Annotated in this window: 22 protein-coding genes; 8 read left to right on the forward strand and 14 right to left on the reverse strand. The window is 33.9% G+C overall.

Features of this window, described 5'->3' with window-relative positions; all coding sequences use genetic code 11:
* Window positions 1-138: 138 nt before the first annotated feature.
* The 4 genes from RMO53_RS04885 to RMO53_RS04900 form a co-directional block, all read right to left on the reverse strand.
* Complete coding sequence (locus tag RMO53_RS04885) at window positions 139-699, reverse strand: hypothetical protein (protein WP_310378566.1); 561 nt, start codon at window positions 697-699, stop codon at window positions 139-141.
* A 96-nt stretch (window positions 700-795) separates the two neighbouring features.
* Window positions 796-1,746, reverse strand: a complete 951-nt coding sequence (locus tag RMO53_RS04890; RefSeq protein WP_310378568.1) for a D-2-hydroxyacid dehydrogenase — start codon at window positions 1,744-1,746, stop codon at window positions 796-798.
* A gap of 176 nt (window positions 1,747-1,922) precedes the next feature.
* Window positions 1,923-2,993: a 3-phosphoserine/phosphohydroxythreonine transaminase gene (gene serC / locus RMO53_RS04895; protein WP_310378570.1), complete on the reverse strand. Its 1,071-nt coding sequence runs from the start codon at window positions 2,991-2,993 to the stop codon at window positions 1,923-1,925.
* Window positions 2,994-3,083: 90 nt separating this feature from the next.
* Window positions 3,084-4,157, reverse strand: coding sequence for an acyl-CoA reductase (locus RMO53_RS04900; RefSeq protein ID WP_310378572.1), 1,074 nt, complete (start codon window positions 4,155-4,157; stop codon window positions 3,084-3,086).
* Between the two features lie 141 nt (window positions 4,158-4,298).
* On the opposite strand from RMO53_RS04900, the gene RMO53_RS04905 reads away from it, so the two are divergent.
* Window positions 4,299-4,649, forward strand: coding sequence for a 4Fe-4S dicluster domain-containing protein (locus RMO53_RS04905; RefSeq protein WP_310378573.1), 351 nt, complete (start codon window positions 4,299-4,301; stop codon window positions 4,647-4,649).
* Between the two features lie 190 nt (window positions 4,650-4,839).
* Here the strand turns inward: RMO53_RS04905 and RMO53_RS04910 are convergent, their stop codons facing one another.
* The gene (locus tag RMO53_RS04910) at window positions 4,840-7,536 is read right to left on the reverse strand and encodes a TonB-dependent receptor (RefSeq protein ID WP_310378575.1); all 2,697 of its coding nucleotides are present in this window, start codon (window positions 7,534-7,536) and stop codon (window positions 4,840-4,842) included.
* A gap of 300 nt (window positions 7,537-7,836) precedes the next feature.
* Here RMO53_RS04910 and ychF point away from each other — a divergent pair, with 300 nt between their 5' ends.
* From ychF to RMO53_RS04940, 6 genes are all read left to right on the forward strand, one after another.
* Entirely contained in the window at window positions 7,837-8,931 is a 1,095-nt protein-coding gene (ychF, locus tag RMO53_RS04915) for a redox-regulated ATPase YchF (protein ID WP_310378576.1), read from the forward strand.
* Between the two features lie 333 nt (window positions 8,932-9,264).
* A complete protein-coding gene (locus RMO53_RS04920) occupies window positions 9,265-9,930 on the forward strand; it encodes a hypothetical protein (protein WP_310378578.1) in 666 nt (221 codons plus the stop codon).
* 161 nt (window positions 9,931-10,091) lie between these two features.
* Window positions 10,092-11,957 (forward strand): DNA topoisomerase IV subunit B, encoded by a 1,866-nt coding sequence (locus RMO53_RS04925; protein WP_310378580.1) that lies wholly within the window; start codon window positions 10,092-10,094, stop codon window positions 11,955-11,957.
* A gap of 11 nt (window positions 11,958-11,968) precedes the next feature.
* A complete protein-coding gene (locus tag RMO53_RS04930; protein ID WP_310378581.1) occupies window positions 11,969-12,370 on the forward strand; it encodes a nucleotidyltransferase substrate binding protein in 402 nt (133 codons plus the stop codon).
* Window positions 12,370-12,696, forward strand: a complete 327-nt coding sequence (locus tag RMO53_RS04935) for a nucleotidyltransferase domain-containing protein (protein ID WP_310378582.1) — start codon at window positions 12,370-12,372, stop codon at window positions 12,694-12,696. Before RMO53_RS04930 ends, RMO53_RS04935 begins: the two co-directional genes overlap by 1 nt.
* Window positions 12,693-15,398: a DNA gyrase/topoisomerase IV subunit A gene (locus RMO53_RS04940; protein WP_310378584.1), complete on the forward strand. Its 2,706-nt coding sequence runs from the start codon at window positions 12,693-12,695 to the stop codon at window positions 15,396-15,398. The genes RMO53_RS04935 and RMO53_RS04940 overlap by 4 nt, the downstream gene beginning before the upstream one ends.
* 42 nt (window positions 15,399-15,440) lie before the next feature.
* Here the strand turns inward: RMO53_RS04940 and RMO53_RS04945 are convergent, their stop codons facing one another.
* From RMO53_RS04945 to RMO53_RS04985, 9 genes are all read right to left on the reverse strand, one after another.
* On the reverse strand, window positions 15,441-16,217 hold the full coding sequence (locus RMO53_RS04945) for a TerC family protein (protein WP_310378586.1): 777 nt from the start codon (window positions 16,215-16,217) through the stop codon (window positions 15,441-15,443).
* A 32-nt stretch (window positions 16,218-16,249) separates the two neighbouring features.
* Complete coding sequence (locus RMO53_RS04950) at window positions 16,250-16,621, reverse strand: DNA topoisomerase IV (RefSeq protein WP_310378588.1); 372 nt, start codon at window positions 16,619-16,621, stop codon at window positions 16,250-16,252.
* A 145-nt stretch (window positions 16,622-16,766) separates the two neighbouring features.
* Window positions 16,767-16,988 carry a DUF6095 family protein gene (locus tag RMO53_RS04955; RefSeq protein WP_310378590.1) on the reverse strand — a complete coding sequence of 74 codons (222 nt, stop codon included), beginning with the start codon at window positions 16,986-16,988 and terminating at the stop codon, window positions 16,767-16,769.
* Window positions 16,989-17,030: 42 nt separating this feature from the next.
* Entirely contained in the window at window positions 17,031-17,849 is an 819-nt protein-coding gene (gene murQ, locus RMO53_RS04960) for an N-acetylmuramic acid 6-phosphate etherase (RefSeq protein ID WP_310378592.1), read from the reverse strand.
* A gap of 99 nt (window positions 17,850-17,948) precedes the next feature.
* Window positions 17,949-18,431 carry a hypothetical protein gene (locus RMO53_RS04965; RefSeq protein ID WP_310378594.1) on the reverse strand — a complete coding sequence of 161 codons (483 nt, stop codon included), beginning with the start codon at window positions 18,429-18,431 and terminating at the stop codon, window positions 17,949-17,951.
* Between the two features lie 73 nt (window positions 18,432-18,504).
* Window positions 18,505-18,849: a DUF5615 family PIN-like protein gene (locus tag RMO53_RS04970; RefSeq protein ID WP_310378595.1), complete on the reverse strand. Its 345-nt coding sequence runs from the start codon at window positions 18,847-18,849 to the stop codon at window positions 18,505-18,507.
* Between the two features lie 2 nt (window positions 18,850-18,851).
* Window positions 18,852-19,091: a DUF433 domain-containing protein gene (locus tag RMO53_RS04975; protein WP_310378597.1), complete on the reverse strand. Its 240-nt coding sequence runs from the start codon at window positions 19,089-19,091 to the stop codon at window positions 18,852-18,854.
* A 42-nt stretch (window positions 19,092-19,133) separates the two neighbouring features.
* Window positions 19,134-19,802 carry a ZIP family metal transporter gene (locus RMO53_RS04980; protein ID WP_310378599.1) on the reverse strand — a complete coding sequence of 223 codons (669 nt, stop codon included), beginning with the start codon at window positions 19,800-19,802 and terminating at the stop codon, window positions 19,134-19,136.
* Between the two features lie 85 nt (window positions 19,803-19,887).
* Window positions 19,888-20,652 (reverse strand): class I SAM-dependent methyltransferase, encoded by a 765-nt coding sequence (locus RMO53_RS04985; RefSeq protein ID WP_310378601.1) that lies wholly within the window; start codon window positions 20,650-20,652, stop codon window positions 19,888-19,890.
* Window positions 20,653-20,772: 120 nt separating this feature from the next.
* On the opposite strand from RMO53_RS04985, the gene RMO53_RS04990 reads away from it, so the two are divergent.
* Window positions 20,773-21,656: THUMP domain-containing protein (locus RMO53_RS04990; RefSeq protein WP_310378603.1), on the forward strand; the 884-nt coding region annotated here is incomplete at its 3' end.

The raw sequence follows: 21,656 nt of genomic DNA on the forward strand, positions 1-21,656 counted from the left end.
AAAAAAGTTTTTGCCACAGATTTCAAAGATTAAAAAGATTTTTAAGCTGTGTAACGAATCAATCTGTGTTAATCTTTGAAATCTGTGGCAAATTAATTTAGTGCTTCACTAAATGAGACATTAAATTTTGACTTTTACTTATCTTCCAAAAAGCTTACCTAATAAACCTCCAAGACCACCAGTATTTTTGGTTACTGCAGCCATTGCATCGCCTGCATCAACTTTTCCATCCGCGTTTTGGTCTAATCCAAATTGCCCACCATATTTAGAAACGGCATCCATTAATCCGGAATTTCCTGATCCTCCAGAAATAGCATTTACCAAATCTGAAATTTGAAAACTACTGTCGCCAGTATCATTTGCCTTGTTAACTAAACCGCCTAATACTTTCGGAATTAATCCATCAGCGACGCCACCAGCGACTTCAGGTGATAATCCAAATTTTGAACCTAGATTTCCAGTTACTTTTCCTGCTAATTCCGCAACCACTGGATTGTTCATATCAATTGGCGTTTTTCCAGAGAGCATTCCTGCAATGTCACCAAGATTTCCGCCAGCAACCATATCTTTTAAACCAGACAGAATTGAACATCCAGCTTCCTCCATTACGGCTTCATTTTGCTCATTTGGAACGGCATTATTATTTACGACTGCGTCAGTTCCAAATTGTTGTACTAATTGTGTTAATTGTTCAAACATGGGATTTTAATTTAGATTAGAATTCAAATCTAATAAAAAAAGGGTAATCTATCACACTTGTTGATAAATTACCCTTTACTATTTAATGCAAAAATATTATCCTAATATACTAATGATTTGGCTCGCTAATTCTGTTCCAATTCTATCTTGCGCTTCGCCAGTTGCAGCACCAATATGTGGGGTCAACGAGATTTTTGGATGCATTAAAATTGTTATTTCTGGTTTTGGTTCGCTTTCAAAAACGTCTAATCCTGCAAAAGATACTTTTCCAGAATCCAATGCTTTTATCAGAGCAATTTCATCAATAACACCGCCACGAGCACAGTTTACAATACCTACGCCATTTTTCATTGTTGCCAAGGTTGCTTCGTTAACAATATAGCCATCTTGTGCAGGAACGTGTAATGTTATGAAGTCAGCTTCTTGAAATAAGGATTCTAATGATTGCGAAACTATAGTTGTTGTTACCGATTGACCGTCAAAAAATTCCACTTTTACGTCAACTTGTGGGATAAACATATCAGCAGCAATCACTTTCATGCCTAATCCAAGCGCCATTTTTGCAGTAGCTTGACCAATACGACCAATACCAACAATTCCTAGTGTTTTTCCTCTTAACTCGATTCCGTTTGCGTAGGCTTTTTTCAAACCATCAAAGTTCGAATCGCCTTCAAGAGGCATATTTCTATTGGAATCATGCAAGAAACGAACACCAGAAAACAAATGGGCAAAAACCAATTCCGCCACCGATTCTGATGAAGATGCAGGTGTATTTATAACATGAATTCCTTTGCTTTTGGCATAATCAACATCGATGTTGTCCATACCAACGCCACCGCGACCAATAATTTTTAATCCCGGACAAGCGTCAATAATGTCTTTTCGAACTTTGGTCGCGCTACGCACCAAAACTACGCTTACGTTATTCTCGTTTACAAAATTGGCAACTTGTTCCTGCGCTACTTTTGTAGTTATTACTTCAAAACCACTTTTTTCTAAAGCTAGAATTCCACTTTTTGAAATTCCGTCATTGGCTAATACTTTCATTTTTTTGTCATTGCGAGGAGTTGCGAAGTTTGAAGCAAACTAATCTCATCCTCAATTAATTTTTTATTTTTATTTTTTAGAAGCTATTTCCCGCTATCCGTTACAATCTTTATTGTTTTAAAGAAAAACAATGAAGGATTTCCACTACTATCGGGGCTAAGTTATTTGCTTTTTGACTAAACTTTTGCTTCTAATTCCTTCATTACATCAACCAAAACTTGCACACTTTCTAATGGCAATGCATTGTACATAGATGCTCTGTAACCACCTACAGAACGGTGTCCGGGCAAACCAGAAATTCCTGCAGCTTTCCACATGGCATCAAAAATAGGTGCGTGAGCTTCATCGTTTAGTAAAAAAGTAGCATTCATATTCGAACGATCTTCAACCGCTGATGCTCCTTTGAATAAAGGATTTCGGTCTATTTCTGTATACAGTAAGGTGGCTTTTGCATTATTTAGTTTTTCGATGGCCGCAATTCCACCCAAATTTTTCAACCATTGTAAGGTCAATAATGACGCATAAACAGGAAAAACTGGCGGTGTGTTGTACATACTTTCTGCTTTGATATGTTTAGCATAATCGAGCATACTTGGAATTGTACGTCCGTTTTTGCCAAGAATTTCTTCTTTTATAACTATCAAAGTTGTTCCAGCTGGTCCCATATTTTTTTGTGCTCCAGCATAAATCAAATCAAATTTTGAGAAATCTAAAACTCTAGAAAATATATCCGAACTCATGTCGCAAACGATTGGCATATCCAGCGTTGGAAATTCCTTCATTTGTGTACCAAAAATGGTATTGTTACTCGTGCAATGAAAATAATCAGCATCGCTAGGAACTTCATATCCTTTTGGTATATGATTATAATTTTCAGCTTTTGATGTAGCTACAACTACAGTTTCTCCAAAAAAGTTTGCTTCTTTTATAGCTGCACTTGCCCATGTTCCGGTATCAAGATAAGCGGCTTTTCCGCCTTCTTTCATTAAATTATAAGGTGCCATTAAAAATTCTAAACTAGCTCCGCCAGCAAGAAAAAGCGCTTGATAACCTTTGCCTTCTAATCCTAATAATTCAATTGCAAGAGATCTTGCCTCGTCCATTACGGCAACAAAATCTTTGCTTCGGTGCGAAATTTCTAAAATCGACAATCCCGAATCATTAAAATTTAAAATAGCTTGAGCTGATTTATCAAATACTTCTTGCGGTAAAATACATGGTCCTGCGCTGTAGTTGTGTTTTTTCATAGTGTAGTTTATGTCCAAAATTTAAAGATGCAAATTTCGGAAATAGGAGTTTAAAAAGCGTTAAATAATTCGAAATAATTACACAATTTTTCACTTTGTTGTTAACAAAAACGAAATAGTATCTACATTATCTGCATAATCCCATAATTTTGGCTGTTGAGTTTGTCCAAAATCAATGCTGTTTTTTACTAAATTGTTGCTCACTATACACTGAATTTGCTCACTTTCAGATTGCAATCGGGTTTGTAAATCCGATGGGCTTTCATAAAACTCATAAAACACACTCGAAATTGGTGAGGCATGACTTTTATCTTCTTTAAGAGTCAAAAAGCCATTGTCCAGTAATTTATAATTGCTCATCAAAAATACGGCTTTATTGTAATCGTAATTGTTAGCATATTTTTCGTAATGAATTACTTCTTGAAATTCAAAAATTGCTTCGAAAAAAGCATCAAAAGTGTAGCCTTTTGGAACAAAAAGTTTAGAAACATTGCGACAACCCAATCCAAAATAGCGAAAAATATCTTCGCCTAAAGCGGTTAATTGTGCTTTACTTTCGTTACCGTCTAAAACGGCTATCGAGTTTCTGTTTTTTCGAATAATACTTGGTTTGTCTTTAAAATAATACTCAAAATAACGAGCAGTATTATTGCTTCCTGTTGCAATAACAGCATCGAAATTTTCGAGTTTCCCTTCGACGAAAGTAATTCTATCAGCAAATTCGGGTTCTATTGCAATAATATAATTTGCCAAAAAAGGTAATAAATGCTGATCGTTTGAGGATGTTTTTACCAATACGCTATTTCCTGTGATTAAAACCGACAAGAAATCGTGAAACCCAACTAACGGAATATTTCCCGCAAGAATTAAGGCTACTGTTTTTACCTTCTTGTCATCCTGAGCGCAGTCGAAGGAATAAGGCGATATCCATTGATTCAAGTTAGTTTCAGTCAAAGCTTTTGTCCAAGACTGTATCGAAAAATAGACTTGTTCTGGCGTGTACCAGCCATTATGAGATTGCGATAAGTGTATTAATGCAATGAATTTATCAAAAAATAAATCGTTGTGTAAAACAGAATTTTTTTTAACGCAATCGTTTTCAGAAAATTGGCTTAAGAATTCTCCTAATGCAACAAAAACACTTTTTTTTGTTTCTAATGTCATAATGCTTGTTTATGTAATGTTTTGATTGTAATTTTGCGCTAAAATAAGCTATAAAAAGTTATAGTCAAAAGTAAATAGATGCATAAGATACTAGATTGTTGTTGTGAACAGAATCTAAAATCTAAAACCTAAAATGGAAAAATGGCAATAATAATAACAGACGAGTGTATCAATTGTGGAGCATGTGAACCAGAATGCCCGAATACAGCAATTTATGAAGGTGCTGATGATTGGAGATACAAAGACGGAACAAAAATAACAGGAAAAGTAATTTTGCCAAATGGTGAAGAAGTAGATGCAGATGCGGCTCAAACACCGATTTCTGACGAAGTGTATTACATCGTTCCAGGAAAATGTACCGAGTGTAAAGGATTTCATGATGAACCACAATGTGCTGCGGTTTGTCCTGTAGATTGTTGTATTCCAGATGAAAATCATGTAGAAAGCGAAGAAACCTTACTCAATAGACAAGCTTTTTTGCACAACGAATAAATTCAATTTAAAATTTTGAATTAAAAAACCTGTCTTGTTCTAAAACAAGACAGGTTTTTTTTGGAAATAATTTAACGTATTTGGGTTTTAAACCCTGATAGGGTTATAAAAAAAGAGACACGTAAAACGTGCCTCTTTCTATTATTTAACTTTGTCAAAGTTCACAACTTTGACAAAGTTTCAAAGTTTTTTAGAATTTATAATTCAAAGATAAATTATACATTGTTCCCAATTGACTAAAGTGAAAACCATCGTAACTCATGACGTCATAACGACCGTCAAAAGTAATATTTACGATTTCATTTTTCAACAAAGCAGGTGTACTAATGATTGTTTGTGCTGTTGGTAATGCACTAGTTGATGGAGCATCAGCAGTAATTTTAAATTCTGGAACTACATTAAAAATGTTATTCATATTAAATCCAATAGTTATTTTATCAGTAGCTCTATAATTGATACCTAAATCAGTAACCATTTTAGTTAAAAATTCAGTGTTTAAATCAACATTAGAAAAATCAGCATTTTTGAATTTTGTAGGTCCAAAAACAGTGTTGTTGACTGACCATATCCATTTACCTATTTCGTAATCTCCACCAAAAATATATTTAAATTTTGGTCTAGAAGTAAACATTAATGCATCTTGGGTATGATTAAACACAGTTTGATTTCCAGGAAGTGCAGTTACACTTGCAGGGTTTTTAATCGAACCAACTCTTTTGTTCTCCAGAGTATAGTTACCAGAAAGATTCAATGCTAATTTTCCTGAACCAAGTGCAATATTTTTGTATCCAGCTACAAAATCTAATCCTGAAGTTTTTGAATCAATTGCGTTTACAAAATAAGCTTGACCATTAACAAGGTTTCCTAAAACAATTCGATCTTTAACTTTGATGTCATAATAATCAAGTGTCAAGTTGAAGTTTTTAGTTGGTTTAAAACCAAAACCTGCTGTAAAGTTTTGTGATTCCTCAGCAGTAAGTTTAGGAACACCTAAACTTCTTGCAGTTGTAGACACATTGTTTACAATTCCTGTGATGGCAATTGCACCACCAGAAAATGTTGATTGTGATTTTTCAGTATAAATTTGGTGCAATGATGGTGCTCTGAATCCAGTAGATAATGATGCTCTTACAGTAAATTTATCATCTGCAAATTTATATCTTGAACTTAATTTCCAAACATTAGCAGCTCCAAAATCGCTATACTCTTCATGACGTAAAGTTGCATTAACTAGGAAATCTTTAGTGAAATCAAAAGCAATATCAAAATAACCACCTACATTGTAACGATTAAATTTTCCTGAACTCTCTGGAGTGTTTCCTTGAAATGAATCTGCACCAAGACCTACGTAAGAGGCTTCGTCTCCAGCTATAATTTCAAAATTTTCACTTCTGAACTCCGATCCAAAACCAATACTTACAATATCAGAAAGTGCTTTTGAAATATCAATATTTCCTACAAGGTGATTAAATGCTGTTCCACCAGGTTTGAATGTAGTTTGTCCTGTATATACATTTGGATTTGCAGCATAAATGAAATTACCAGAAGCATCTTTAGATCTGTTTTGTGAGTTGGTTACGGTATAGGTTTGTTTGTTTCCACCTATTGTAACACTCGCGTCAGTATTCCAGCCATTTTTTAGTGATTTAAAACCTAAAGTGGCGTTGTAATCGTTTAAGTCACCAATAAAAGTTGGTACATAGCCTACGTAAGAACTTGCATTAGTACCATTACCGTACAAACTTAATAGATAAGGATATGAAGCTAAATCTCTCCAATATGGAGCTCTGTAATTGGCATACGAGTTTACTTTTTTGTAAACATAAGCTGCATTATAATACATTTTAGAGTTTTCGCTCAAATCTTTTCCTCCGTTAACTTCAAATTTAGCTGCCGAAGTTTCTGGTGAACCATTGATGTTCCCACCATCTGGTTTTTTTGAAAGGAAAGCTTGCGTTGTTGCCAATGGAACTCCCCAATAATTTGCTTCATCTTGTGCACTCAAAATTCCAGGTCTGTTTGCTAAAGCAACTTTAGAAAAATCAACTGTGTAGTTGATAAATCCTTTTTCGCCTACAGTTGAACCGTTGTTTATGCTCACGCCCAACATTTCGCCATCACCTTCGCCAGTAATACCAGTTCTTACAGTTGCAGAACCACCGTCAGTGTTTTTCTTTAAAATAATGTTCATAACACCAGCAATAGCATCAGAACCGTATTGAGCCGATGCACCATCACGAAGTATCTCTACTCTTTCGATAGCATCTGTAGGAATTGCAGAAATATCTGCACCAGTTTCACCACGTCCAGGAGACGTTTGTGTGTACAACAAGGCACTCATGTTTTTACGTTTCCCATTGATAAGGATCAAGGTTCTACTTGGTCCTAGATTTCTAATTTCATAAGGATCCAATAAAGAAGTTGCATCATTTACCGGAGTTTGAACCGTGTTAAACGATGGAATTCTGTATTGTAATGCTTTGTCAAATGATGCTTGACCGGTTGAAGTCAAGTCTTTTGCAGACAGTACATCAACGGGTAATGCAGATGTTGTGTTACTTCTAGGAGCAGTTCTTGTTCCTACAACCACAACTTCATCAAGGTTACCACCATTTTCTGACATGGTCACGTTTATAGAATTGCTTGTTGCTGCTTTTTCAACATTAGCAAATCCTACATAGCTAAAAACTAAAGTAGCACCATCTTGTACTTTAATTTTGTAAGCACCATCAATGTCGGTCGAGACTCCATTCGTAGAACCTTTCTCAACAATGTTAACGCCTGGTAAACCATTACCGGCATTATCTTTTACTACGCCTGAAACTTCTTTTTGAGCAAAAAGAAAACTGACATTTAGCAAAAGAAATAATAATGTAAATTTTTTCATAATTAATTTAATTTGGTTAAAATTTGGTTTGTATTAAGTTGCTAATATAATTTTTTTTGGCAAAATATGTGCAAATTATTTATTTTTTTATAAAAAAGTTATCATTTTTTAGAATATTCATAAAAGTACATTTTAACAATATGATTATCATATCAATAATAGTAGCTGATTAAATTATTTATTTGGTAAAAATAGATTGATATTATTGTCATTTGTGTATTATGCTTTTTTTTGTTTCACCAACCTTTATTAATTGGTATATTTGCACTCCCAAAACTTCGGGATTAAATTAAAATTGTAATGAAAGCAGGAATTGTAGGATTACCAAACGTAGGAAAATCAACCTTATTCAATTGTTTATCAAATGCCAAAGCGCAAAGTGCTAATTTTCCGTTTTGTACCATAGAACCAAATATAGGAGTCGTAAACGTTCCAGATCCAAGAATCGAAAAACTAGAAGAATTAGTAAAGCCAGAACGGGTTCAAATGGCAACTGTTGATATCGTTGATATTGCAGGTTTAGTAAAAGGAGCAAGTAAAGGCGAAGGTTTGGGAAATCAATTTCTAGGAAATATTAGAGAATGTAATGCCATTATTCATGTTTTGCGTTGTTTTGACAATGATAATATTGTACACGTTGATGGCAATGTAAATCCTATTCGCGATAAAGAAACCATAGATATTGAATTGCAATTAAAAGATTTAGAAACTGTTGAAAAACGTCTCGAAAAAGTAAAACGCGCTGCAAAAACAGGAAACAAAGAAGCCCAACTCGAAGAAGGTTTACTCAACAGAATTAGAGAAACATTACTTCAAGCAAAATCAGCCAGAACCGTTATTCCAAAAGGATACGAAGAAGAAGAATTGTTCGAAAATTTTCAATTAATAACATCAAAACCCGTTTTGTATGTTTGTAATGTTGATGAAAATTCAGCGGTTAATGGAAACGCTTATGTTGATCAAGTTCGCGAACTAGTAAAAGATGAAGATGCAGAGGTTATTGTACTTTCTGTTGGTGCCGAAGCCGACATTACAGAACTAGAAAGTTACGAAGAACGCCAAATTTTCCTGGAAGATATGGGTTTAACCGAATCTGGAGCATCAGTTTTGATTCGTGCCGCTTATAAATTACTAAAACAACAAACTTATTTTACCGCAGGCGTCAAAGAAGTTCGTGCTTGGACGATTAATATTGGAGCAACCGCACCGCAAGCTGCAGGAGTTATCCATACCGATTTTGAAAAAGGATTCATCCGCGCCGAAGTAATTGGATATGAAGACTACGTGCATTATGGTTCAGAAGCCAAATGCAAAGAAGCGGGAAAATTCAAAGTAGAAGGAAAAGAATATGTTGTTAAAGATGGCGATGTAATGCATTTTAGGTTTAACGTTTAAAAAGAATCAAGATTTAAGTATCAAGTATTAAGATGAACCGTTCAAAAAATTGAGCGGTTTTTTTTTGAATTGCCCTTGGTTTTATCCCAATGTCAATAAATTAGGAAACAAACTCCATAATTTTGTCATTCCGAGGCACGAGGAATCTCAAAACTATCAAGATTCTTCCTGCGTCAGAATGACAAATAAAACCTTAACATAATGATATAGAGCTAAAATTTACAGCAATTATTGATGTTTTGTACTTCAATCTGGGGTATAATCGTGATTGCAATTCAATTGGATTTATGATTTTTATCTGTAATTTCACATCAAATTTTAGAATTAAAGAAAATGAAAAAATATTTTTTAGTGTTGTCTTTATTTATTTTTCTTTCTTGTAAAAAAGAAGAATATGTGCCTGATGGACTCGATTTTTATTTCGAAAATCCCCAACCCATAAATGATGCTGAATTGTCTAAAATCCCCAATAAATTTAAAGGATTGTTTATGAATTCAGATTCGGTTTATTTGAATATTAATGAGAATATTATACTTAAAGAAAGTTTTTTTAAATTTAAATTTCACAAAAAATATAGTGATTCATTGGAAAATGAATTTATTTTTTCAAATGGCAAGTATATATCCAAAGATGACAATGAAGTATTTGATTATAGGCTACTAAAAGATTCTATAGAATTTTCAAATAAACAAATTGATACTTTTTTTATTTTTTCAGCCACACAGAAAGCCAAACGATTCGATGGCAAATTGGTTCTTAACTACAAGGATTCGATTTATTGGAAAATAAAATCAATAAGTATAGAAAAAACTAGCCTTAAAATCAAGTTTATATATTCTAAGCAAGATTTAAAGCGAATAGATTCATTGACAAAAGTAAAATCAATAAGGCTTGATTCATCCTCTTTTATTTTCAAACCTTCAAGAACTGAATTTAAACGTATTTTAAATTTAAAAAAACTTGGTGGGGAATTTGAATATAGGAAAATTTCCAAATAGCAAGTTTTAAATCTGCAATCTGTTATTGTCAAAAACATTCTTAATAACTTTTGATATTTCCCTCTTTTAAAGATTGTCAATTTACACTACATTAGCAAACTCATGGTCGACTTTCTTTGCAAAGACCAAACAGAACACAGTTAAATTCGATAATTTTTAAAATGTCAGACCAAACCACGAAATACGACGAAGATAATATACGCTCACTCGACTGGAAAGAACACATCCGTATGCGTCCCGGAATGTACATCGGAAAGCTAGGTGATGGTTCTTCGCCAGATGATGGGATTTATATTTTGCTCAAAGAAGTCATGGACAATTGTATCGATGAATTTGTCATGGGTGCAGGAAAAAATATCGAAGTTACTATAAAAGACAAAACCGTTACGGTTCGCGATTATGGTCGTGGCATTCCGCTAGGAAAAGTAATTGACGTAGTTTCTAAAATGAATACGGGTGGGAAGTATGATTCTTTGGCTTTTAAAAAATCTGTAGGTTTAAATGGTGTTGGAACTAAAGCCGTGAATGCTTTATCCCATTATTTTCGTGTAGAATCTGTTCGTGATGACAAACAAAAAGCAGCAGAATTTTCGGGAGGAAATTTAGTGCTCGATGAAGATATTATCGAAACCACGAAGCGTAAAGGAACCAAAGTAACCTTCATTCCAGATGAAGCTATTTTCAAAAACTACAAATTCCGTTACGAATATGTGATTAAAATGCTCAAAAATTATTGTTACTTAAACAATGGTTTGACCATTTTGTTCAACGGCGAAAAATACTATTCCGAAAATGGTCTGAAAGATTTACTAGAAGAAACTATTAATGCGGATGATCTTGAATATCCAATCATTCATTTGAAAGGCGATGATATAGAAATTGCCTTAACACACAGTAAAACGCAATATTCAGAAGAATACCATTCGTTTGTAAATGGACAAAACACAACACAAGGAGGAACGCATTTGGCGGCTTATCGTGAAGCCATTGTAAAAACCATTCGGGAATATTATAACAAACCTTTCGAAGCTTCGGATGTTCGAAAATCGATAGTAACTGCGATTAGCATCAAAGTCATGGAACCTGTTTTTGAATCGCAAACCAAAACCAAATTAGGTTCTACCGATATGGGTTCAGAAGCTGGAATGCCTTCCGTTAGAACGTTTGTCAACGATTTTGTAAAAAATAAATTAGACAATTACCTGCATAAAAATCCGCAAACTGCTGATGCTTTGTTGCGTAAAATTTTGCAAGCCGAACGCGAACGAAAAGAATTATCGGGTATTCGTAAATTAGCTACCGATAGAGCCAAGAAAGCCAATTTGCACAATAAAAAATTAAGAGATTGTCGTGCGCATTTACCCGATACTAAAAACCCAAGGAATTTAGAAAGCACGCTGTTTATCACCGAGGGAGATTCTGCTTCGGGTTCGATAACCAAATCTCGAGATGTCAATACACAAGCCGTGTTTAGTTTGCGCGGTAAGCCTTTGAATTCATACGGAATGAGTAAAAAGATTGTGTATGAAAATGAAGAATTCAACTTATTGCAATCCGCTTTAGATATTGAAGATGGATTAGAAAAGTTGCGCTATAATAATATTGTTATTGCTACCGATGCCGATGTGGACGGAATGCACATTCGATTATTATTGATTACGTTCTTCCTCCAATTTTTCCCGGAATTAATCAAAGAAGGACATTTGTATATTTTGCAAACGCCACTTTTTAGAGTTCGAAATAAAAAAGAAACCATCTATTGTTATTCCGATGAGGAACGCAAAGACGCTATCGAAAAATTAAAGCCAAAACCTGAAATCACACGATTTAAAGGTTTGGGAGAAATATCGCCCGACGAATTCAAAAATTTTATTGGAGAAACCATTCGATTAGATCCAGTGATGATGGATAAAAACACCTCGGTAGAACAATTGTTATCATTCTATATGGGAAAAAATACGCCAGATCGTCAGATTTTTATCATAAATAACTTGAAGGTCGAACTGGATACAATTGAGGCAAATTAAAATTATAAAGTATGGAAAATCAAGATGTACGCTGGAAACAAAGATATGCTAATTTTGAAAAAGCATTAAGTCAACTTACAAAATTCATAGTCAAAGAGGAACTTAATGATTTAGAAGAACAAGGCTTAATTCAGAGTTTTGAATATACGCACGAATTAGCATGGAATGTTATGAAAGATTTTTTGACTTTTGAAGGAATTCAGAATATTATTGGTTCAAGAAGTGCAACAAGAGAAGCTTTTAATAAAGGTTTGATTCAAGAAGGACAAGTTTGGATGGATATGATAGATAGTCGAAATGAAAGTGTACATACTTATAATCAAGAAACTGCGGATAAAATAGTGCATAAAATAAATGAAGTTTATTTTTTAGAAATAACAAATTTTAGTAAAAAAATGAAAACTTTTTTATAATGGAATTTGGTATAAATCAAGAAACAATCAATAAAATTAATTCAGTGTTTGAAAAATATCCTGAAATTAACAAAGTAATTATTTATGGTTCAAGAGCTAAAGGTAATTATAGAACTGGATCAGATATAGATTTATCAATGTTTGGAGATGATTTAAATTATAGTTTAATTGGAAGTGTAAGTTCTGATATTGAAGATTTAAACACGCCATATTTGTTTGATATATCCATTTTTGATTTATTGAATTCTCCAGATTTGGAAGAACATATACAAAGAGTCGGTAAAACCTTTTATAAAAGAAATACTGAAACAATTCAGCATAAATGAAAGACGAAGAAGATAACATTCCAGAAGACGAAACCAACGACGACTTAAACGATTCATCAGCTGACGAAGGCTTTGATGACATCGTTTCTTCGGGTGGAAATCATTTCTACGAGAATGATGAAAATGCCGAAGATACCATTACCAAAGTTACAGGAATGTACAAAGATTGGTTTTTGGATTATGCTTCGTATGTAATTCTAGAACGCGCCGTTCCTGCTATTGAAGACGGTTTCAAACCTGTACAACGACGAATCATGCACTCGTTGAAAGAGTTGGATGATGGTCGGTACAACAAGGTTGCCAATGTTGTAGGGCACACCATGCAGTATCATCCTCACGGAGATGCGAGTATTGGCGATGCCATGGTGCAAATTGGCCAAAAAGAATTGTTGATTGATTGCCAAGGAAACTGGGGAAACATCCTAACGGGTGATAGCGCTGCGGCTTCTCGATACATTGAAGCACGTTTGTCGAAGTTTGCTTTGGAGGTTTTGTATTCGCCAAAAATTACCGATTGGGGCGTTTCTTATGATGGTCGTCGTGCCGAACCTAATAATCTTCCTGTAAAGTTTCCATTACTTCTAGCTTCTGGAGCGGAAGGAATTGCCGTAGGTTTATCCACGAAAGTGTTGCCTCATAATTTCAACGAATTGATTGATGCTTCGATAAAAATTCTGAAAGGGAAACCATTTTCCATTTTCCCCGATTTTCAAACGGCAGGAATTGCCGATATATCTAATTATAATGACGGTTTGCGTGGCGGAAGAGTTCGCGTACGTGCCAAAATTGCACAATTGGATAAGAATACGTTGGTTATTACCCAAATTCCGTTTTCGACTAATACCACCACTTTAATTGACAGTATTTTGAAAGCCAATGAAAAAGGCAAAATCAAAATCAAAAAAATAGAGGACAATACTGCCGCTGAAGTGGAAATATTAATCCATCTTTTTCCAGGCGTTTCTCCTGATAAAACCATTGATGCCTTGTTTGCTTTTACTGCTTGTGAAACTTCGGTAGCGCCTTTAGGTTGTGTCATTGAAGACAATAAACCGCTTTTTGTTGGTGTTTCACACATGTTGAAAATCTCGACAGAAAGAACGGTACAACTTTTAAAGAGTGAACTCGAAATCCAGTTGCGTGAACTGGAAGAGCAATGGCATTTTCTTTCGTTAGAACGTATTTTTATCGAAAATAAAATATATCGTGACATTGAAGATAAAACCACTCGTGAAGGTGTAATACAAGCTGTTGACGATGGATTAAAACCATTTACCAAGAACTTGAAACGCGCCGTTACCGAAGAGGATATTCTCCGTTTATTGGACATTCGAATTATGCGTATTTCGAAATTCGACAGTAACAAAGCACAAGATAAAATAGAAGCTTTGGAAAGCGATATCGAACAAGTAAAACACGATTTAGAACATCTAATCGATTTTGCAATTGCCTATTTTACTAAACTAAAAGAGAAATACGGAAAAGGTCGTGATCGTCTAACGGAGCTACGAAGTTTTGATAATATTGAAGCTACAAAAGTCGCTTTGCGTAACACCAAATTGTATGTCAATAGGGAAGAAGGTTTTGTAGGAACAGGTTTGAAAAAAGACGAATACGTTACCGATTGTTCTGATATTGATGATGTGATTGTTTTCCTTCGCGACGGAAATATGATGATCTGTAAAGTGGATGATAAAAAGTTCATTGGGAAAGATATTATTCACATCGCTATTTTTGACAAAAGTGATAAACGTACCATTTACAACATGATTTATCGCGATGGAAAATCGGGTCCAGCGTATATCAAACGTTTTAATGTTTCGGGTGTTACTCGTGATAAATTATACGATTTAACCAATGAAAACAAAGGCTCGCAGGTTTTGTATTTCACCCATAATCCTAATGGTGAAGCGGAAGTAATTACTATTTTATTGCGTCAAGTGGGAAGCATTAAAAAATTAAAATGGGATTTAGATTTTGCCGCAATGGCTATAAAAGGTCGTTCATCCAAAGGGAATTTGGTAACTAAGTATCCCATCAAGAAAATTGAAATTAAGGAAAAAGGAATCTCTACTTTAAAACCACGAAAAGTATGGTTTGATGATACGGTTCAGAAATTAAATGTGGATGCAAGAGGTGAATTATTGGGCGAATTCCGACCTAATGATAAAATTCTTGTGATTTCTCAAACGGGAAAATTGAAAGTTATTATTCCGGAATTGTCCACCCATTTTGATGAAGACATGGTAGTTTTGGAAAAATGGCATCCCAAGAAACCCATTTCAGCGATTTATTATGATGGCGAAAAAGAACGCTATTATGTAAAACGGTTTTTGGTGGAAACCGAAGGCAAAGAAGAGAGTTTTATTACAGAACATACCAACTCCCAATTAGAAATCGTTTCAACGGATTATCGCCCGGTTGCCGAATTGGTTTTTAATAAAGTGAAAGGTGTTCAGAAAGAAAATCTAACGGTGGATATCGAGAGTTTTATTGCAGTAAAAGGCTTTAAAGCACTTGGAAATCAATTGACGACTGATAAATTAAAACAAGTGAATTTGTTAGAACCATTAGTTTATGAAGTTCCTGCCGAAGTTATCCCTGAAGATCTGGAGGTCATAGGAGAGACAGAAATTGAAATTTCAGATGAGGACATTGAAGACATACAACCTAACGAAGACGGTCAAATTACATTATTTTAAATGCTAAAAAGCGCTCCGATTGAAGCGCTTTTCTGTGATTAGTTATTTTTTGTTTTTTGTAATTTTCATGTTTAAAACTTCTACTAAAAGCGAAAACGAAATCGCAAAATATAGATAGCCTTTTGGAACTACATCGACATGATTCCCAAAAAAAGAAGCATTTGCTAAATGTGCACTTTCTGTTATTAGCATAAATCCGATTAGAATCAAAAATGATAATCCAAGAATTTGAATAGAAGGATTTTTGTTGACAAATTTTCCAACAGGAACCGCAAATTGCATCATGATTAAAACGGAAATAACAACAGCGGTTATCATAATATACAAAGCACCATCGACTCCGTTTGTCATTCCAACAGCGGTTAAAATACTATCGAATGAGAAAACCAAATCAATCAATATGATTTGAAAAATAACACTTCCAAAAGATTTTGCAGCCGATTTTTTTAGCTCTTTTTCTTCTTCGCCTTTTTCATCTACTTTTTCGTGAATTTCCTTAGTACTTTTATAAATCAAAAATAAACCACCAAGCAATAAAATAATACTTTGTCCAGAAATTTGGGCACTTAACCATCCATAATTAAAGCTAATCCAAGGTTCTTTCATGGCAATTAAAACGGAAATACCTAAAAGCAACACTATTCTCATGAACATGGCCAAAAACATTCCAATTTTGGTGGCTTTTTTGCGTTGCGCTTCGGGTAACTTTCCTGTTGCAATTGAGATAAAAATGATATTATCAATTCCCAAAACAATTTCTAAAAAAGTTAATGTTAATAAGGCAATCCAAGCATTTGGATTAAGCAATAATTCTTCCATTTATTGATTCTTTATAGTTATTTGTTACTGAATTAATTCAGTTTTGTCACCGTGCCACGTTGTTTTTGATCATTACCCACAAATGAATATTCAAAGATATAGGTTTTATTTTTTGTACTGATAATTTTCATGCTGATGGCTTTTTTTTCTTGCATATTTTTTGGATGTAATTTTTCTAACACAAATTCACATTCGCCTACCCAACGAATACTAGCGGTATCTGTTTTGCCATCGAAGGTTTCAATTTGTAAATTTTCTGTTCGCTCAAATGTTGAGGTTTTCTTCTCTCCTTTAATTTCCTGAGTAAATTTAAACTTTCCCGTTTTGAAATCGTTACAATTGTGTTCTACTTTATAGCAGGAAACGAAATTTAAAACTAGTAGGAGTACTGTTATTTTTTTCATATTTGTAGGATAAATAATCGCATAATATACAATTAATTAATTTTTAAGAATCGTTTGTAACGTTTTTAATTCTTTTTTACAATTTCAATATAAATATTGTTGTGGTCTATGGTTTTTATTTCAAAATGTGCATTAATAGTTGCATTCAGTCATTAAATAAACTTTTCATGATTGTCAATAATCCAAAAAACAATAACGCCATCGCCGCCAAACAAAGTGCTGCGCCAATACCGAAAACCAACCAAAATAAGGGTTGCAATTTATTTATAAAAGCAAAATAAAGCACTGGTGGACCAATAAAAAGACAAGGCAAAGCTCCAGCGATGTATTTTATTCCTTTGGACAAAAGTTGTTGGTTAGTTGGCATTTTTCGTGATTTTAAATTTAAAATTTACTGCAAAAATATGCATTATAATTGTGATTGAAATGAATCAACTGCTTTTCTCACACTGCCATGTTTTTTGAGTAATTCAGCTGCTTTTTCATAAGTTACAGGAATTTCTCCCATAATCATTTTTACGCCACGATCTACGAGTTTGCTATTGCTCAATTGCATGTCTACCATTTTATTGCCTTTCACTTTCCCGAGCTGAATCATTGTGGCAGTCGATATCATGTTCAATACTAATTTTTGTGCAGTTCCTGCTTTCATTCTAGAACTTCCGGTAACGAATTCTGGTCCAACGACAACATCTATTGGGAACTTTGCAGTTAGCGAAAGTGGACTTCCAGCATTGCAAGAAATACTTCCTGTAATAATGTTATTTAGGTTGCAAGCCTCTAAACCACCAATAACATAAGGTGTTGTTCCCGATGCGGCGATGCCAATTACGACATCATTTTCGTTGATATTGTGTTCTTGTAAATCAATCCAGGCTTGGTTTGCATCGTCTTCGGCATTTTCTACTGCACGGCGAATGGCTTTATCACCACCAGCAATGATGCCGTTGACCAAGTCGAAAGGAACGCCAAATGTTGGCGGACATTCCGATGCATCTACAACACCTAATCGCCCAGAAGTTCCGGCACCAATGTAAAATAATCTTCCGCCGAGTTTCATTTTTGCTACGATTTCAATAATCAAAGCTTCGATTTGTGGCAAGGCTTTTTCTACAGCAAAAGGAACCGTTTTGTCTTCCTGATTGATATTAGAAAGTAATTCGGGAACGGACATTTTTTCTAAATGTTCGTATTTCGAGGATTGTTCGGTGGTTTTGGTGAAGGTCATTTTTTAGATTAAAAATTGTAAAGATTCAAAGTTACAAAGTTTTGATTAAATGCGGTATATTTTGTATTCGACACTAAAATTATTTGTAAGTTTTGAAAATCATTTTATTTGTTGTGCTAATTTTTTTGCAACCTTTTTTAATAAGCTATGTTGCCCTATCATTTCATTCATAAAATGACCATACATAATAACCCTACCATTAGGATCAATAACTGATAAATAAAAATTAGTATAACCTTTTTTATCTTTTGAATAATGGTAATCTAGTTTTATTGAATAAATTGAATTTAAGTCGCTTATACTGAATATTTTTTGAAGTTCTTTATTCTTAGAAATGTCATTAAATGGATCCTTATAGTTTACTGCATTTGAAGCTGAAGATGGAGAAATAACATTAAATCCTTCTAATTTTAAAAGATAAGTGAGCTCTTTTACTGTTCCAATTGCATCATCGTAATTACCTATTGATAAGGTGGTTTGTTTTGTAAAATGCTCTCCAGGTATAACTTTTAGTTTAAAACCACAGGATGTTAAAAGCAAAAGTGATAGGGTAATTGTTGAAATTTTTATTTTTTTTTTCATCTAGTTATTTAATAATTTACATTTTAAGAAAGTTATTGTCGTTTTGTAATTAGTATTAAATTAAAAATTGTTTTCATTTAATACATTCAATATGATTTTCTTTTGCAATAATAAGTTTTGTATTTTCAATCTCCGATTGAATTTTATCCCAATTTTCATTAAAATATTGATATAATTGTTTCAATGAAAAATTGCCTAATTGGAAATAAATTATTTTTGGAGCAGTTGAAGAAACCAAGAAACGGTTGTAGAAATCAGTGTCCTTTGTGAGAATGACCAATTTATTTTTCAAACCATAATCCCATATTTCGGTATCACTCATTTGTAAATCAATGTCGGATACAAAGGCAAAACGATTATCATTAAAAAAGCTGAAGTATTTTGGTAAATTGACATCTACTAAAAATGAAAAATCCATAGTTAACTGGCTAATTGAATATCATTTTTATTGGAGGATAAGTTTTTTAAAGCAAAGGCAATACAAGCCTGAATATCTTCTTTTTCAAGAAAAGGATAGGCTTCTAAAATAGTTTCCACAGCATCTCCAGCGGATAAGTACTGTAAAATGGTTTCTACAGTTATTCTCATTCCTCTAACCGTTGGTTTTCCATTGCAAACGTCTGGTTTTATGGTGATTCTTTCTAAAATAGTTGCTTCCATTTTAATTTTTTTACAAATTTAGTGAAATATTTTAATAAATGGCTAAATAAAATACGCCAACGCAATCCCCAAAATTATCATCGAAACCTTGGCGATATTGAACTTATGTCCTTCGCTACTTTCGAAAATGATAGTGGACGAAATGTGGAATAATATTCCGATGACTATGGCTGTAATTTCGGTGTAATAGTCGTTTAATATTGGTAAATAATCTGACACAATTGTTCCTAGTGGCGTCATAATTGCAAAAGTTACCATAAAGATAAAAATGGCTTTTTTGTTTAGACTTGCATTGATAAAAAAGGCAGTAAGTATGATAGCAATTGGCAAATGGTGTATAGCAATTCCAACGGCTAAATCGTGATGATGACTCACCGGAAAACCTTCCATAAAGGCATGAATACAAAGGCTTATAAATAGTAACCAAGGCATTTGATGCATTTTTTCGTGACCATGAACGTGACCGTGTTCAGCACCTTTGGAGAAAAATTCTAAAACAATTTGGAATAAAATCCCTAACATGATAAAAAGTCCAATGTTGTGGTTTTTACTTTCGTAAATTTCTGGCAACAAATGCATTACAGTAAGTGATAGCAAAAACGAACCGCTGAAAGCCAGCAATAATTTGAGGTTTGAAATGTTTTTTGGTTTTAAAAACAAAGCAATTCCGTAGCCTAATAGTACTGAAAGTAAGGGTAATAGGTAATTCATGTTTATATGTTAATTCGTTAATTCGTTTATTTGGTGATTCGTCAAAATAGACAATTAACCGAATAAACAAATAACCGAAACTACGTTATTTAAATATCATAATTAATCGTTCACTATCGGTTTTGTGGAATTTCTTTAGTTTATAATCTCCAAAAATATCCAACAAGAAAATGCCAGCTTCTTCCATTAATACTTCGAAATCTTGGAGCGTTAATGCTTTTACTTTTTCGGTGAAATGATATTTCTCCCCTTGATCTTCAAAATCGATTTCTTTGTAAATATGACCATCAGCAACATAACGTTTAATATGAAAATCAATTTCGTTAACTGTTTTTATTTCTTCGGGAACGATGTTATTGATAACCTGATTGACATTCATGAAGTCAATTACGGCAAAACCATATTCAGTAAGGCTTTCTTTCATTGCTTTTAAAGTGGTGAGATTGTCTTCGTCATTTTCGAAATAACCAAAACTGGTAAATAAATTAAAGATGGCGTCAAACTTATCTTCAAAAACATCTCGCATATCATGTACCTGAAAATGAAGCGTTTCGGTGCTGTTCTTGTTGGCTTCGTTTATACTGTTTTCGGACAAATCTGCGCCTACAACTTCATAACCCAGCTGGTTCAAATAAATAGAATGACGTCCTTTGCCACAAGCCAAATCCAATACTTTTGCCTTTTCGGGAAGATTAAGATAATGCGTCAAATTGTCCATAAAAACCTGCGCTTCTCTGTAATTTCGTTCTTTGTAAAGAATGTGATAATAGGGCGTATCAAACCAAGAAGCAAACCAATTTTTTGTTACTGGTTTATCGTTTTTGGTTTTTGGTTGATTGGAATCTGACATTTATTTATTTGAATTTCAATTAAAGTGCAAATTTAGACTATTTTTGCGTAATTAATTCCAAGATTAATTTTTGATTGATTTGGTTTTATTTAATTTTTGCAATTGACATTAATAGTATAAATGGAGAATTTTAGAATGATTGCCAAAACCTTTTTTGGTTTTGAAGAAATACTGGCAAATGAGTTGAAAATGCTTGGCGCACAAGATGTAGAGCAAGGTGTGCGAATGGTAAGTTTTAAAGGCGATAAAGGATTTATGTACAAGGCAAACTTGTCATTAAGAACGGCTTTAAAAATTCTTAAACCCATATATTTCTTTAAAGCGAGAGACGAACAAGCTTTGTACAAAGGAATTTCGGGTGTGAATTGGTCAAAATTCATCAATGCTAATCAAACTTTTGTGATTGATGCAACGGTGCATTCGGAGTATTTTAATCATTCGGAGTTTGTTTCGCAAAAATGTAAAGATGCCATTGTCGATCAGTTTCGGGAACGAACAGGTCAACGTCCAAGTATCGAAAAAGTGCACCCTGATTTGAGAATAAATATTCATATTGACAAAGACCAAGTTTCGGTTGCGCTAGATACTTCCGGAAATTCGTTGCACCAACGTGGTTATAGAACCGCGACAAATATTGCACCTATAAACGAAGTTTTGGCAGCAGGGATTTTGTTGCTTTCGGGTTGGGATGGTCAAGGTGATTTCTTGGATCCAATGTGTGGCTCGGGAACATTTTTGGCGGAAGCCGCAATGATTGCCTGCAATATTCCAGCAAATATTAACCGTAAGGAATTTGCTTTCGAAAAATGGAACGATTGGGACAACGATTTATTCGATTCGATTATGGATTCCTTGATGAAAAAAATTCGAGAATTTCATTACACCATAAAAGGTTTTGACAAAGCGCCAAGTGCGGTTCAAAAAGCCAAAGACAATATCAAAAATGCCAATCTTGACGAATACATTTCTATTGAGGAACGTAACTTTTTTGACACCGAAAAAAC

This window comes from Flavobacterium sp. (assembly GCF_031409475.1).
Taxonomy (GTDB): domain Bacteria; phylum Bacteroidota; class Bacteroidia; order Flavobacteriales; family Flavobacteriaceae; genus Flavobacterium.

Bases quoted from the DNA above. Each gene is read 5' to 3' on its own strand.
- RMO53_RS04885 (WP_310378566.1), bottom strand. From the start codon at position 699: ATGTTTGAACAATTAACACAATTAGTACAACAATTTGGAACTGACGCA.
- RMO53_RS04890 (WP_310378568.1), bottom strand. From the start codon at position 1,746: ATGAAAGTATTAGCCAATGACGGAATTTCAAAAAGTGGAATTCTAGCT.
- serC (WP_310378570.1), bottom strand. From the start codon at position 2,993: ATGAAAAAACACAACTACAGCGCAGGACCATGTATTTTACCGCAAGAA.
- RMO53_RS04900 (WP_310378572.1), bottom strand. From the start codon at position 4,157: ATGACATTAGAAACAAAAAAAAGTGTTTTTGTTGCATTAGGAGAATTC.
- RMO53_RS04905 (WP_310378573.1), top strand. From the start codon at position 4,299: ATGGCAATAATAATAACAGACGAGTGTATCAATTGTGGAGCATGTGAA.
- RMO53_RS04910 (WP_310378575.1), bottom strand. From the start codon at position 7,536: ATGAAAAAATTTACATTATTATTTCTTTTGCTAAATGTCAGTTTTCTT.
- ychF (WP_310378576.1), top strand. From the start codon at position 7,837: ATGAAAGCAGGAATTGTAGGATTACCAAACGTAGGAAAATCAACCTTA.
- RMO53_RS04920 (WP_310378578.1), top strand. From the start codon at position 9,265: ATGAAAAAATATTTTTTAGTGTTGTCTTTATTTATTTTTCTTTCTTGT.
- RMO53_RS04925 (WP_310378580.1), top strand. From the start codon at position 10,092: ATGTCAGACCAAACCACGAAATACGACGAAGATAATATACGCTCACTC.
- RMO53_RS04930 (WP_310378581.1), top strand. From the start codon at position 11,969: ATGGAAAATCAAGATGTACGCTGGAAACAAAGATATGCTAATTTTGAA.
- RMO53_RS04935 (WP_310378582.1), top strand. From the start codon at position 12,370: ATGGAATTTGGTATAAATCAAGAAACAATCAATAAAATTAATTCAGTG.
- RMO53_RS04940 (WP_310378584.1), top strand. From the start codon at position 12,693: ATGAAAGACGAAGAAGATAACATTCCAGAAGACGAAACCAACGACGAC.
- RMO53_RS04945 (WP_310378586.1), bottom strand. From the start codon at position 16,217: ATGGAAGAATTATTGCTTAATCCAAATGCTTGGATTGCCTTATTAACA.
- RMO53_RS04950 (WP_310378588.1), bottom strand. From the start codon at position 16,621: ATGAAAAAAATAACAGTACTCCTACTAGTTTTAAATTTCGTTTCCTGC.
- RMO53_RS04955 (WP_310378590.1), bottom strand. From the start codon at position 16,988: ATGCCAACTAACCAACAACTTTTGTCCAAAGGAATAAAATACATCGCT.
- murQ (WP_310378592.1), bottom strand. From the start codon at position 17,849: ATGACCTTCACCAAAACCACCGAACAATCCTCGAAATACGAACATTTA.
- RMO53_RS04965 (WP_310378594.1), bottom strand. From the start codon at position 18,431: ATGAAAAAAAAAATAAAAATTTCAACAATTACCCTATCACTTTTGCTT.
- RMO53_RS04970 (WP_310378595.1), bottom strand. From the start codon at position 18,849: ATGGATTTTTCATTTTTAGTAGATGTCAATTTACCAAAATACTTCAGC.
- RMO53_RS04975 (WP_310378597.1), bottom strand. From the start codon at position 19,091: ATGGAAGCAACTATTTTAGAAAGAATCACCATAAAACCAGACGTTTGC.
- RMO53_RS04980 (WP_310378599.1), bottom strand. From the start codon at position 19,802: ATGAATTACCTATTACCCTTACTTTCAGTACTATTAGGCTACGGAATT.
- RMO53_RS04985 (WP_310378601.1), bottom strand. From the start codon at position 20,652: ATGTCAGATTCCAATCAACCAAAAACCAAAAACGATAAACCAGTAACA.